Below are 13,229 nucleotides of genomic sequence, written 5' to 3'. Positions count from 1 at the left end.
TCGGCCCGCTGGGGGGGGGGGCGCCCCGGGCCCCCCCCGGGCCCGGCCCCGCACCCCGGGGGTGGGGGCCGTCCGCGGGGGGGGCCCCCCGCCGGGGGGGGGGGGGGGCCCCCGCCGCTCGGGTCCTCCCGGACCCGAGCGTGTCCTACCGCTGCGGGCGCACCACCATCGCCGATCCGCCGCCCCGGCGGACCTTCTCGGCTGCCGCCAGCCACCTGCCGTCCGGCAGCCGCTGGACGCCGGTGGCCGCGCCGATCTCCGGGTTGGGCTTGAAGGAGTGGCCGATCGCCTCCAGTTGCCGCCGCACCGGGCTGTCGTAGAGACCGGGTTCGAGTTCGGTCTGGGCCGCGTTGCGCTGGCTGGCGCGGGGCGCGGCGATCGCGTCGACCAGCGGCAGCCGCCGGTCGAGGAAGCCGGTGAGGGTCTGCAGCACGGTGGTGATGATGGTGGCGCCGCCGGGCGAACCCAGCGCCACCACCGGCCGGTTGTTCCGGTCCAGGACGATGACCGGCGAGATGGACGACCTCGGCCGCTTGCCCGGTCCGGGCAGGTTCGGGTCGTGCACGGCCGGGTTGGCCGGGCTGAAGGAGAAGTCGGTCAGCTCGTTGTTGAGCAGGAAGCCGCGGCCGGGGACGGTGATGCCGCTGCCGCCGGTCTGCTCGATGGTGAGGGTGTAGGAGACGACGTTCCCCCACCGGTCGGCGACCGTGAGGTGCGTGGTGTTCTCGCCCTCGTAGGTGGTCGGGGCCGCCGTTCCGCCGACGCCGCAGGCCGCGGGGTGGCGCGGGTCGCCGGGGGCGAGCGGGCTGGTGAGGACGGAGTCGTCCTTGATGAGGCAGGCCCGTGAGTCGGCGTACTTCTGCGACAGCAACTGCCTGGTGGGGACGTTCTCGTAGGAGGGGTCGCCGACCCAGCGGCCGCGGTCCGCGAAGGCGATGCGGCTCGCCTCGATGAAGTGGTGCAGGTACTGGACCTCGCTCGCCTTCGTCAGGTCCGTCCGCTCCAGGATGTTGAGCGCCTCGCCGACGGTCGTGCCGCCGGAGGAGGAGGGCGCCATGGAGTACACGTCGAGGCCGCGGTAGGAGACCCTGGTGGGCGCCTGGAGTTCGGCGTGGTAGGCGGCGAGGTCCTTCTCCGACAGCTTGCCGGGGCGGGCGTTCCAGCCCGAACCCGCGGCGACCGGCGGGTGGTTGACGGTCTCGACGATGTCGTCACCGAGGTCCCCCCGGTAGATCGCCCCGACGCCCTTTCTGGCCAGCTCCTGGTAGGTGCGGGCGAGGTCGGGGTTCTTGAAGGTCGATCCGACGGCGGGGAGCTGGCCGCCGGGCAGGAACAGTCTCGCGGTGTCGGGGAAGTAGCGGAAGCGGGTCTCGTTGGCGGCGGTCTGCGAGCGGAAGGTGTCGTCGACGGTGAAGCCGTCGCGGGCGAGCCGCTCGGCCGGCTTCAGGACCGTGCCGAGGCGTTCGGTGCCCCACTCGTCCAGGGCCGTCTGCCAGGTGGCCGGCGTGCCCGGCGTGCCGACGCTCAGGCCGCTGCTGACGGCGTCGTTGAAGGCGAGCGGCTTGCCGTTCTCCGTGAACAGCTCGGAGTCCGCGGTCAGCGGCGCGGTCTCGCGGCCGTCGATGGTGTGGACGCGGCGGGTGCGGGCGTCGTAGTAGACGAAGTAGCCGCCGCCTCCTATGCCGGAGGAGTAGGGCTCGGTGACGCCGAGGGCGGCGGCGGTGGCGACGGCCGCGTCGACGGCGTTGCCGCCGTTCCTCAGCACCTCGATGCCGGCCGCCGAGGCGTCCGCGTCGACGCTGGCCACGGCGCCGCCGTAGCCGACCGCCACGGGAACCTTCCGGACAGGTTCCGGCTTCGCCTCCGGGTGCGCGGTGGGCGGCGCCGCCGCTCCCACCGACACCACGGCGGCCGAGACCGCCAGGACCGCCAGTTTCCGTGCGACAGGGCGACGCATCCGCACCTCCACGCTTCCAGGCCGGTGTTGTGGCTCGGTTGCCGATCGTGCGCGCAGCTTAATTCATTGCCATGGGCCCGTCAGGCGCATCACGGACGCGCCCGAACGGGTTACACGATGACCACACATCGAACACCGGTACGCCAGAAGTCCGGGGCGCGGCACCGACGTGCGCGGCACCGAGCGACGACGTGCGCGACCTCGTCCCGGGCGGGACAGCGGCCGGGGCCGGCGCCGCGCTCGGCCGGCTGCGAGCCGACCCCGTACCCGGCGTTCGGCGAACGCGTACGACCCTGCCGACGCGGAGGACCCGGGCCAAGGACTCCGGGCTCAGCCCCGTCAGGATCGGCCGGGCGGTCCGCGTGGTCGTCCAAGACGGCCCCGGTGGGCGGATCCTGACGTATGGCATGGTCGAAGTCGTCGGATGGAACGGGCAGGTGGGCGACATGTCCTGTTCCCGCATGGCCGAGGCGTGATCCGGCTCGGCCGGCTGTGCGACCGTGTTGTGTGATGCGCGTGCCCGACAGGCACGCACATCACGCGACCGGCCGGAGAACTCCACAGGCGGCGCTTCCGCGTGGAAGCCGTGCGGAAGGAGAAGGGGAAGAGCGATGGGACGAGCCATGGCGGAGATCGCCCTGGAGGCCTTGCGGGCAGGACCTCCGCAACCCGGAACCAGCACTCGACGCGGTCTGCCCGCCCCTCTCGCCGATGGGCCGGTCGCCGCCGATGTCCGGATCGACGACGGTCTCGGGTTCGCCCTTCTCCTCCACCGTCGGGATGACGGGCTCGTGTCCGAGGAGCTGTACTACTCCGTGCGGAACAGCAGTGGCGATTGGCTGGACTGCGAGCACCTCAGCGGGGCCGTCCTGGGGCTCGACGTCGAGACGCCGACGGCCGTCGAGGACGCCCTGTCCGGGGCCGCCCTCGCCGTGGTGTCCGAGTCCGAATCCCTCATCCACACGGGTCGTGACGGGACGGAGGAGGGCTACGAGCCCGTACGCGTCCTGACGGTCCTGGCCGGCGACGCCGTGGATCTCGTCGAGATCGAGCACCTGTCGCCCGGCTCAGCGAACTCACCGGCAGGCGACGGGCGATTCAGCATTGCCGTCAGGTCGCCGCTCTTCCTGCTGGTGCTGCCGTCCGGGCGGCAGTCGCGTGTGTCGGCCCTACGGCGCCAGGGCACCTCCCTCATCACCACCGGCGACGCCCTGGAGTTGTCCTTTCCCGAGCGTCGAGCCCTGTTCGCCGGCGCGTTCCGGGACCCGATGCTCGGCGGCACGTCCTCGACACCGGAGAGCGGGGCTGGGGCGTGATCGGTCTCGCCCGTCCGGTTCCGCCCCCTGCGGCCGGGTCAGGACTGCCGATCACCGAGCATCGCGACCGCTGCCGGTGGAACCGATCGATCCGCCGGCCGAGTCGCCGGTTCTGATGGTCGTTCACCGACGCGGCACGGACCCGGATGTGTCCGGCGGCGCGGTCGAGTTCCGGACAGCGGGCGAGGATCGTCCTGAGCCCTGCCGACAGCGGACGTGACCCGGGCGGCCAGGCTCCCCCGCCGGCACCCGAGCCGCCTGCCCGTTCCGCGACGAGCACATCCCGTCCGGCGCGCAGCTGACCTTCTCCTCGCCCGCGGACGACCGTTACCTGTGCGTCCCGCCGCTCGAGCAGTGATCTCCGGCTGCCGCCGGCCGGGTATGGCTCTGTGGACCGCTGTCCCTGCGACAGCCGTGAACGGCACATCGTAGCCGAGGTCGGGCGCATTGACGCGGCCGGTACGCGGTTCCAGGCCCGGGATCAGCTCTCGGCAACCTCCGCGTAGAGCTGGGAGAGTTCGGGAACGCCGCTCTCCGCCCAGGCGTGACCGGCCTCGACGACGTCGAACTCCCGTCCGGAGACGAGCCGTACGACGGGATGGCCGTTGGGCCAGATCTCCCATACGGCGCCGGGCACGGTGCGCACGATGACCGTGCCCAGGTACAACCCCGCGTCGTTGCCCAGCCAGGAGACCTTCTCGGCGTCGTCCCGCCAGCGCGGCAGCATCTGGTCGAGCGCCTCCAGCGAGGCCGCCGACTCGTCGAGCCGGACGTCGGCCTCGGCGGCCTGGGCGCGCAGCAGCTCGCAGGTGGAGAGGAGGTCGGCGAGGTCCCCGGGATCCGGGGAGCCGTCGGCGGAGACCACGGCGACACCGAGGGACGGCGCGTGCTTCTTTCGCCAGTTGCCCACGAACGGGATGTTCATGTACCCAGCGTGGCACCGGCACCGCCGTGCGCACCACAGGGCGGACGCCGGTGTCGTGCTCACACGTCGAGGTCGACCACCACGGGCGCGTGGTCCGAGGCGCCCTTGCCCTTGCGCTCCTCGCGGTCGACATAGGCGTCGGTGACCGCCTTGGCGAAGGGCTCGTTCCCGTACACCAGGTCGATGCGCATGCCGCGGTTCTTGGGGAAGCAGAGCTGCCGGTAGTCCCAGTAGGTGAAGGGGTGGTCGTACTTCAGGGGCCGCGGGACCACGTCCGCGAGGCCGGCCTCGCGCAGGGAGGCCAGCGCCGCGCGCTCGGCGGGGGTGACGTGCGTGGAGCCCTCGAAGGCCGCCCGGTCGTAGACGTCGTCGTCCGTCGGCGCGACGTTGTAGTCGCCGAGGACGGCGAAGGGGCGGCCACCGCCGGCGTCGCCCGCGACGGCCGCCCTCAGCGCCTCGAACCACTGGAGCTTGTAGGCGTAGTGCGGGTGGTCCACCTCGCGGCCGTTGGGCACGTAGACCGACCAGACGCGGACCGGGCCGCAGGTCGCGGAGACCGCCCTGGGCTCCTGGACGCCCTCGTAGCCGGGGTCGCCGGGCAGGCCCTTGACCACGTCCGCCAGGCCCACGCGGGAGAGCACCGCCACGCCGTTCCACCGCCCGGTGGCGTGGACCGCGGCCTCGTAGCCCGCCTCGCGCAGCTGGTCGAACGGGAACTGGTCCTCGGCGATCTTGGCCTCCTGCAGGCAGAGCACGTCGGTGCCGCTGCTCTCCAGCCAGGCCAGCAGCCTCGGCAGGCGGGCGGTGATCGAGTTCACGTTCCAGGTCGCGATGCGCATGTCCCACAACCTACCGGGCGGGACCGACAGCGCGTCCCGCCCGGCCGCGTGACCGCGCTCCCCCGCGGACCGCTCAGACCTCCGCCGACGCCCCCGGCGTCAGCCGCAGGTGCTCAGCGCCGCCCAGGGCGCCGACCTGACGGTCGTAGATGGGCCGGGCGAGGTCGGTCAGGAGGGCGTCGTGGATGTCGTAGGCGCGCCGCGGCTTGACCTCACGGACGTAGTCGATCACCTCGGAGATCTTGTTCCAGGGCGCCATCACCGGGAGCATCAGCGTCTCGACCGGGTGGTCGGGCACGGTGAGCGCGTCGCCGGGGTGGAAGACGCCGCCGCCCTCGATCAGGTAGCCGACGTTGGTGATGCGCGGGATGTCCGGGTGGATCACCGCGTGCAGCTCGCCGTGGACCTGCACGTCGAAGCCGGCCGCCGTGAAGGTGTCGCCGTGGCCGACGGTGTGCACCCGGCCCGGGAAGGCCGCGGAGAGCTGGTCCGCGACGGACTTCAGGGTCCACACCTCGGTGCCGGGTCCGGCCTCCAGGGCGGCGCGCAGCCGGGCCTCGTCGAAGTGGTCCGGGTGCTCGTGGGTGATCAGGATCGCGTCCGCGCCGGCCGTGGCGTCCTCCTCGCTGAACATGCCGGGGTCGACGACGAGCCGGCGCCCGTCCTTCTCGAGGACGATGCAGGAGTGCGACTTCTTCGTGAACTTCATGAGTCCCATCCTGCCCCGCGAACTAGCCCCACGGGCACGTCAGAGTGGTGCTCCTGGTGCTCGGCTGCGGCTTTCGAGCGGAGCCGACTCCGGCCGGGCGTCCGCCGGGGAACCCGGCCCGATGTCCGGCCGCCGGCGCGTGATCAGACCGTGGGAGTGGTCTCCTCCTGGATGATCCGCTGGGCCACTCTGAAGGCACTGGCGGCGGCGGGCATGCCGCAGTAGACCGCCGTCTGGAGCAGCACTTCCTTGATCTCGTCCGGGGTGAGGCCGTTGCGCAGGGCTGCCCTGGTGTGGGCGGCCAGCTCCTCCGTGTGGCCGCCCGCGACCAGGGCGGCCAGGGCGACGCAGCTACGCGTGCGCCGGTCCAGTCCCGGGCGGTTCCAGATCCCGCCCCAGGCGCAGCGGGTGAGCAGTTCCTGGAAGTCGCCGGAGAAGTCGTCGGCGCCGGCCAGCTCCTGGTCGACGTGCGCGTCGCCGAGCACCTCACGGCGGATCTTGAGACCGATGTCGTACGGGTCCGCGCCGCCGCTGGGCCCGGGCGGAGCCGCGGCCGGGGCGATCTCGGCGATCGGCGCGGCCTGCGGAGCCGGGGGGGACGCTGCCAGCACCGGCCGGGCCGGGGCCGCGACGACCGCGAGCTGGCCGGTGCTCGAGTCGAACGCCGGCTGCCAGGCCGTGGAGAAGTGCCGGACCAGCAGGTCGGTGACGGCGGCCGGCTGTTCGACCGGGACCAGGTGGGAAGCGCCGGGCACCACGGCGAGGCGGGCGTCCGGGATGCCGGCCACCAGGGTACGGGCCTCCGCGGGGCCGGTGACCTGGTCCTCGGAACCGACCAGGACCAGCGTCGGCACGCCGACCCGGCCGAGTTCGGCCCGCACGTCGAACGCGGCCAGCGCCTCGCAGGCGGCGATGTAGCAGCCGGGGTCGGTGGTCCGCACCATCTGCACGGCCCAGTCGGTGATCGCGGGCTGGGCCGCGGCGAACCCGGTGGTGAACCAGCGGTCCGGGGAAGTACGGGCGATCGGGTCGAGCCCGTTCGTACGGACGACCACCCCGCGCTGGCGGAACTCGTCCGCCGTGCCGAACCGGGGCGAGGCGGCGATCAGCGCGAGGGAGGCGAGGCGTTCGGGGTGGCGCAGCGCCAGCTCCACGCCGATCGCTCCGCCGAGCGCGCAGCCCGCGTAGCCGAAGCGCTGCACGCCGAGGCCGTCGAGGGTGACCAGCAGCCGAGCGGCGAGGTCGCTCACCGATCCGGCCGGGTGCGCCGGTGCGCCGCCGTGTCCCGGCAGGTCGAACCGGAAGACACGCCACTGCTTCGTCAGCTCCGGCACCTGCCGGTCCCACATGTGCCACGTCGTCCCGAGTGAGGGGCCGAGGATGAGGACCGGGGCGTCTTCCGGGCCGTCGAAGCGGTACTGGAGGGCTGGGGTCGTCGTCTCACTCACCGCTCCACGCTAACCGCCGCCCGGTACGCCTCCGTCCCGGGCCCCCCAGTTCCCACCCCGGACTCCCGTGGATCAACCGTGAATCCTCACACTCCCTTCACCCGGCCCGTCGGTGTGGAGCGGCCCTCCGACGTTCCGGAGGCCGCGGGAACAACGCCGGGGACGGGTGCGACGCCGGGGCCACACCACCGAAGGAGGCATGGGGCGCCGGGGTCGGGGCGTCCGACCTCCCGGGCCGGCGGGGCGCGACGTCGCGGTCAGGGCATGCGTGTTGCAAGGCCGACGGGCGCGGCGCCGGGTGGCGGCGCCGGTCCTTGGACGCCGGCGGGCGCGAGGTGGGGAGCTCAGGGCGTCGGTCCTGTACGGCCGGCGAGCGCTACGTCCGGCTCGGGGCGTCCGTCCGCCGAGGCCGACGGACGCTCCGCCGCGGTCGAGCCGCCCGCCCTCAGAGGTCGGCAGGTGCGTCCAGGCCGGTCAGAGCGCCGACCGGATCCAGGTCGGGAGTGCCGCGCGGCCACCAGTCCTCGCGTCCGGGCTCGGATTCGTACGCGTACCACAGGCCGTCCCGGCCCAGGCGGAGCTGGAGGTGGCCGCGGGGGTGGGTGAGCCGGTTGCGCCGGGGGCGGAAGGCGGGCAGGTCCGCGGCGAGGAGAAGCGGCCGGGCCCGGTCGAACCGGCCGGCCGGCGGGTCCCAGGACTCCTCGAGGACGGTCAGTCCTTCCAGGCCGCCCTGCCGCCAAGCCGCCACGGCCCGCGCCAGGTCGGCCGTGCCGCACCCGACGGCGGCCGCGAGCGAGGCGTAGAGCGCACGGGTCGCGGCGGTCAGTCCGGAGCCGGGACGGGCCGCTGCCAGGCGCACCGCGTCCTGCAACAGCGTCAGCCCGCCGACCGGGTCGCGGCCCGTGGTGAGCAGGGCGTGGGCGCGGGCGGCGGCGTCGGTCGCCAACTGGTCCAGGGCGAACGGGTCCGGGCCGCCCGGTGCCGCCGGGTACGCCGGGGGCTGTCCGGGGTGCGGCGGGGGCGTCTGCGGGGCGGGCAGGGGCGGGAGCCGGCGCGGGGCGAGGGCCTCGGTGGCGCGCACCCCGGGCAACGGCTCCGGATCCCGGTCACCCGCGGCGCGGGCCGCTCGGGCGGCGCTCAGCCGGGACAGGGCGTCGAGCAGCTCACGCTCGCCCCGGCCGCGGAGCAACAGCAGGACGAAGGGGTCGGCGTCCAGCAGGCGCGCGGTCTGGTAGCACAGGGCCGCCGCGTGCTTGCAGGGGTGGGCCCGGTCGGGGCAGCTGCAGTGCGGTTCCAGATCGCCCGGGCCGGGGAGCAGCGGCACCCCGCAGTCGGCGAGGGAGTGCGGCATCTCCTTGTCGAGGAGCGCGGCGATGTGTCCGGGACGGTCGGCGGCGGCCGCCAGGAACCGGTCCCAGTCCGCGTCGTCCAGCGTCCGCAGCCGCACCTGAACCCGGTACGGGCGAGGCCGGCTCCCCTGGACGTACGCCAGCACGAGACCCGGGGTCACGGTGATGGCGTCCACACGGCCCTTCTCCGCGTAACCGCGCCCCCGGGCCAGCCGGGCCGCGTCCAGCGCACCCTCCTCCAGCGCGGTGAGCCACGCCTCGCCCCACCAGGTCTCGGCGAAGCCGGACCCAACCGCCGCCCGGGCCGGCGAAGCCGGGAACGTACGCCGGAGCTCGCCGTCGCGACGGGGCGAGGCCATGGTCGCGGGGACCTGGGGAGCGGCCTGCGCGGTGCGGTCGGCGGCGGCCGACCCTCGGGGCGCGGCCGGGCCGGGGACACCGGCCAGGGAGAAGACCCCGGCGTCCGGGCCCGTGCGGGCGTCGCGCTCCGTACGGGCGTCACGGTCCGCGCGGGCGTCACGGTCCGCGCGCGTCGGGGAATTCGTCCGAGTGCCGGGGGCCGTGGCTGTACCGGAGCCGGTAAGGGCACCGGAGTGCGCACCGGCGCCCGGACTGTTGCCGGACACAGGCCCCGCACCGATGACCGTACCGTTGCCGAACGCGGGTCCCGCACCGGTAACCGGGTCCGTACCGGTGCCCTGACCTGTACCGGTGCCCTGACCCGTACCGTCGTCCGTGTCCGTACCAGCGACCGGGCCCGTACCGGCACCTTGATCCGTACCGGCGACCGGGTCCGTCCCGGTGGCCGGGTCCGTACCGGTGGCCGGGTCCGTACCGGTGGCCGGTTCCGTACCGGTGCGCGCTTCCGCCGCCCCGCCGGGGGCCGCGCTGCCGTCCGCGTGCGCTCCGGCGCGCGTGTTCGCGCGAGGAGCCGGCCCGGCGCCCGCGGGATCGCGGTGGGCGACGCCGGGCGCGCGGGCGGCGCGCAGGGCCTCGCGCGCCGCGTCGGCGGGACGCGCGCCCGAGGAACGCGGCCGGGCGGTGCGCACCGGCCCGGCGGAGCTCTCCGCCGGGGTCTGCGACACCCCAGCCGAGGCGGCCTCGCCGCCGGTCGGACCCTCGTCCCGCCGGGCCGAGGCCGCCCGGCGCAGGGCCGCGCGGGCCACGTCTCCGGGGCGGGCCGGATGTCCGGCGGGGGCGTCTCCGGCCGCTTTGGCCGGGCTGTGCGCGGCCGGTCCGGGTTCGGCCGGCGCGTCCGCCGACGGCCGCTGTCCCCGGGCGGCCCGCAGCGCCTCGCGGGCCGCGTCGCCCGGCCGGGCCGACGGGGCGGCGGCGAACGCCCCGGGCGCCGGTTCCCGCCCGGCGCGAGGGCTGTCTTCCCCGGCGTCGCGTCCGCCCTCCCCCGGGCCGTCCTGGTCACCGGGCTCGTGGGGTCGCGTGGCGCCCGCAGCCTCGGTGTCGTGCCGCGGGGCGGCCCGGCAGCCGGCGACGTCGTCGGCGGGCGCGGTGCGGGCGACCACCGGCTCGTCCGCGTCCGGCGTCCCGGTGCCGCCCGCCGTCTCCGTCCGCTTCGTCGTGCCCATCAGGCCTCCCTGCGCAACGACACCAGGTCGGACAGCTCGCGGTCGGTCAGTTCGGTGAGGGCCGACTCGCCGGCGCCGAGGATCGCGTCGGCCAGCGCCCGCTTGGCGGCCAGCATCTCGGCGATCCGGTCCTCGACGGTTCCCTCGGTGATGAGACGGTGGACCTGCACGGGCTGGGTCTGGCCGATGCGGTAGGCGCGGTCCGTGGCCTGTTCCTCGACCGCCGGGTTCCACCAGCGGTCGAAGTGCACGACGTGGCCGGCGCGGGTGAGGTTCAGGCCGGTGCCGGCCGCCTTCAGGGAGAGCACGAGGACGGGCGTCTCACCGGCCTGGAAACGGTCCACCATCCGCTCGCGCTCCGGGACCGGCGTCCCGCCGTGGAGGAGGTCGACCGGAACCGCCCGGGCGGCGAGGTGCGAGGTGATCAGGCGGGCCATGCCGACGTACTGCGTGAAGACCAGGGCCGAGCCGTCCTCGGCGAGCAGGGTGTCCAGCAGTTCGTCCAGCAGGGTCAGTTTGCCGGAGCGGGCCGCCACGCGGTCGCCGCCGTCCCGCGGGTGCCCGTCCTTCAGGTACAGGGCCGGGTGGTCGCAGATCTGCTTGAGCGAGGTCAGCAGCTTGAGGACCAGGCCGCGGCGGGCCATGCCCCGGGCCGTCTCGATGGCCAGCATCGACTCCCGTACCACGGCCTCGTACAGCGCGGCCTGTTCGCGGGTGAGCGGGACCGGGTGGTCCGTCTCGGTCTTGGGCGGCAGCTCGGGAACGATCCCGGGGTCCGACTTGCGGCGGCGCAGCAGGAACGGACGCACCAGACGGGCCAGCCGCTCCACCGCCTGCTCGTCCTCGCCGTTCTCCACCGCGCGCGCGTGCCGGGCGCGGAAGGACTTCAGCGGGCCCAGGAGTCCGGGGGTGGTCCAGTCGAGGATGGCCCACAGTTCGGAGAGGTTGTTCTCCACGGGGGTGCCGGTGAGGGCCACGCGCGCGGGGGACGGGATGGTGCGCAGGGCTTTGGCCGTCGCCGAGTACGGGTTCTTGACGTGCTGTGCCTCGTCGGCGACGACCATGCCCCACGGCTGCCCGGCCAGCAGGGGCGCGGCCGAGCGCATGGTGCCGTACGTGGTGAGCACGAAGCCGCCGTCGAGGCCGTCCAGGGTGCGGTCCGGGCCGTGGAAGCGGCGGACGGGCACGCCGGGCGCGAACCGGGTGATCTCCCGCTGCCAGTTGCCCAGCAGGGAGGCCGGGCAGACCACCAGGGTGGGTGCGTGGTGCGCCCGCTTCAGATGCAGGGCGATGACGGTGACCGTCTTGCCCAGGCCCATGTCGTCGGCGAGGCAGCCGCCGAGGCCGAGCGAGGTCATGAGGTCGAGCCAGGCCAGCCCGCGCAGCTGGTAGTCGCGCAGGGTGGCGTCGAGGCCCGGGGGCGGCTCGGCAGGACGTATCCCCGCCGTGATGCGGTCCCGCAGCGCGGCCAGGGCGCCGGCCGGGACCGCCTCGACCGTCTCGCCGTCCACCTCGGCGGTGCCGGTGAGGGCGACGGAGAGCGCGTCGACCGGGTCGAGCAGGCCGAGGTCGCGCCTGCGGGCCTTGCGGACGAGGGCGGGATCGACGAGCACCCAGCGGTCCCGCAGCCGTACGACCGGGCGGTGGGCCTCGGCGAGGGCGTCCATCTCGGCGTCGGTGAGCGGATCGCCGCCGAGCGCCAGCTGCCAGCGGAACCTGAGCAGTTCCTCGCTCTCGAAGAAGCCGGTGCCGTCGGTCGCCGAGCCCGGCGCGGGCCGCACCACGGCGGTGGCGGTCAGGTCCTGTGCCAGGTCGCGGGGCCAGTGCACGTCGACGCCGGCCGCCGCGAGCCGGGTCGCGGCCGCTCCGAGGAGTTCGCTCACCTCCGCCTCGGACAGGGCGAGGACGTCGGGGGTCTCCTGTTCGGCGAGCCGGTCCAGCGGCGGCCAGACACGGGCGGCGCGCCGCACGGCCAGCGCGGCGTCCACCCGCGCGCGGGGGCCGAACGCCGAGTCGGCCTCGCCCGACCACAGGGCCGCCGCGTCGGCGACCAGGGTGGGGTCGGAGAGGCTGTGCACCTGCACGATCGCCGCGCCCGCCCGGCGGGCCGCCCCCTCGTCACGGCTGTCGTCCCCGTCACCGGTCTCGGCGTCGAACAGGTCGTACGCCGACAGGTCCAGGCGCAGCGAGATCCGCACGCCCGCGTCCATGCCGGCCGCGACCTCGGCCGCCCAGTCGCGGGCGGCCGGCAGGTGCTGCGGCCGCCGGTCCGCGAAGGGCTTCCCGACGGTGTGGGGCGCGGCGGGGGTGCGGGGCAGGGTGTCGGCGACCGCGTCGAGGAAGGCGCGCAGCAGCGCTTCCGGTTCGGGCAGGCGCAGCGGGCCCGAACCGGGCAGCGGGACCGCGTGTCCCTCGTACGGCAGGGCCGCGGCGATGGCCCGCAGGTGTGCGATGTCGTCCGGGCCGAGGGGGCCGGCGCGCCAGGCGTCGTGCCCGGCGGCGGTCAGGCCGGGCAGCAGCCGGCCGCGGGCGGTGAGCCCCAGTGCGTGCAGGGCCGCCGCGCCCCAGCAGGCCGTGGCGGGATGGGCCGCCGGGTCGTGCCGGGCGCGCACGAGGTGGGGCAGGGCGTCGCCGATCGGCAGCGACAGGGCCGGTGCGGTCCTGCGGCGCACTCCCGCCCCGTGCCGTCGCACGACCGTGAGCTCGGTGCGCAGGGGCGGTTCGCCGGCCGTTCGGTCCAGCGGTGCCGACGGGTCTTCTACCGTGGGGTCCGCGGGCGCGTCGGCGATCTCGGTGCCGGGCCAGGACAGACCGGTGGCCGCCCGCTCGCCGGTCCCCGGCGGTGCGTCGGCCGGGTGCCCGGCGGGCGCGGTGGGTCCGGTCGGCGGCCATACCTCGCCCTCCGGGTCCCAGAACGCGATACGGCTCTCACGCGGAAGGGGGGCGGGCAGGAAGACGGCGGCGAGCCGCACGGACACGGCGTCCGCCGCCCCGGTCCGCTCCGCCACGGCCATCTCGCTCATCCGTCCTGTCACCTCCCGCTCGCTGCTCGAGTCAGTCGTCTCCGACTCTACGGGCGGGGTCTGACAGTCGGCTCCGGCGG

8 protein-coding genes are annotated in these 13,229 nt (G+C 75.0%); 1 reads left to right on the top strand and 7 read right to left on the bottom strand.

Features of this window, described 5'->3' with window-relative positions; translation table 11 throughout:
• Nucleotides 1-145: 145 nt before the first annotated feature.
• Nucleotides 146-1,957, bottom strand: a complete 1,812-nt coding sequence (gene ggt, locus ACF061_RS19625) for a gamma-glutamyltransferase (protein ID WP_392268161.1) — start codon at nucleotides 1,955-1,957, stop codon at nucleotides 146-148.
• A gap of 791 nt (nucleotides 1,958-2,748) precedes the next feature.
• Between ggt and ACF061_RS19620 the strand changes: the two genes are divergently transcribed.
• A complete protein-coding gene (locus tag ACF061_RS19620) occupies nucleotides 2,749-3,273 on the top strand; it encodes a hypothetical protein (protein ID WP_392268160.1) in 525 nt (174 codons plus the stop codon).
• Nucleotides 3,274-3,754: 481 nt separating this feature from the next.
• On the opposite strand, the gene ACF061_RS19615 is transcribed toward ACF061_RS19620, so the two are convergent.
• The 6 genes from ACF061_RS19615 to ACF061_RS19590 form a co-directional block, all read right to left on the bottom strand.
• The gene (locus ACF061_RS19615) at nucleotides 3,755-4,198 is read right to left on the bottom strand and encodes a DUF6278 family protein (protein WP_392268159.1); all 444 of its coding nucleotides are present in this window, start codon (nucleotides 4,196-4,198) and stop codon (nucleotides 3,755-3,757) included.
• Between the two features lie 59 nt (nucleotides 4,199-4,257).
• Nucleotides 4,258-5,037: an exodeoxyribonuclease III gene (locus ACF061_RS19610; RefSeq protein ID WP_392268158.1), complete on the bottom strand. Its 780-nt coding sequence runs from the start codon at nucleotides 5,035-5,037 to the stop codon at nucleotides 4,258-4,260.
• A 73-nt stretch (nucleotides 5,038-5,110) separates the two neighbouring features.
• Nucleotides 5,111-5,746 carry an MBL fold metallo-hydrolase gene (locus tag ACF061_RS19605; protein ID WP_392268157.1) on the bottom strand — a complete coding sequence of 212 codons (636 nt, stop codon included), beginning with the start codon at nucleotides 5,744-5,746 and terminating at the stop codon, nucleotides 5,111-5,113.
• Nucleotides 5,747-5,889: 143 nt separating this feature from the next.
• Nucleotides 5,890-7,194: an alpha/beta fold hydrolase gene (locus ACF061_RS19600; RefSeq protein WP_392268156.1), complete on the bottom strand. Its 1,305-nt coding sequence runs from the start codon at nucleotides 7,192-7,194 to the stop codon at nucleotides 5,890-5,892.
• A 445-nt stretch (nucleotides 7,195-7,639) separates the two neighbouring features.
• Nucleotides 7,640-10,126 (bottom strand): SWIM zinc finger family protein, encoded by a 2,487-nt coding sequence (locus ACF061_RS19595; RefSeq protein WP_392268155.1) that lies wholly within the window; start codon nucleotides 10,124-10,126, stop codon nucleotides 7,640-7,642.
• A complete protein-coding gene (locus ACF061_RS19590; RefSeq protein WP_392268154.1) occupies nucleotides 10,126-13,149 on the bottom strand; it encodes an SNF2-related protein in 3,024 nt (1,007 codons plus the stop codon). The genes ACF061_RS19595 and ACF061_RS19590 overlap by 1 nt, the downstream gene beginning before the upstream one ends.
• Between the last annotated feature and the right edge of the window lie 80 nt (nucleotides 13,150-13,229).

Origin of the sequence: Streptomyces sp. NPDC015220 (assembly GCF_043079345.1) — a bacterium.
Classification (GTDB): Bacteria; Actinomycetota; Actinomycetes; order Streptomycetales; family Streptomycetaceae; genus Streptomyces.
The sequence above is the reverse complement of the archived record's forward strand: the minus strand, read 5'-3'. Positions and strand labels throughout refer to the sequence as shown.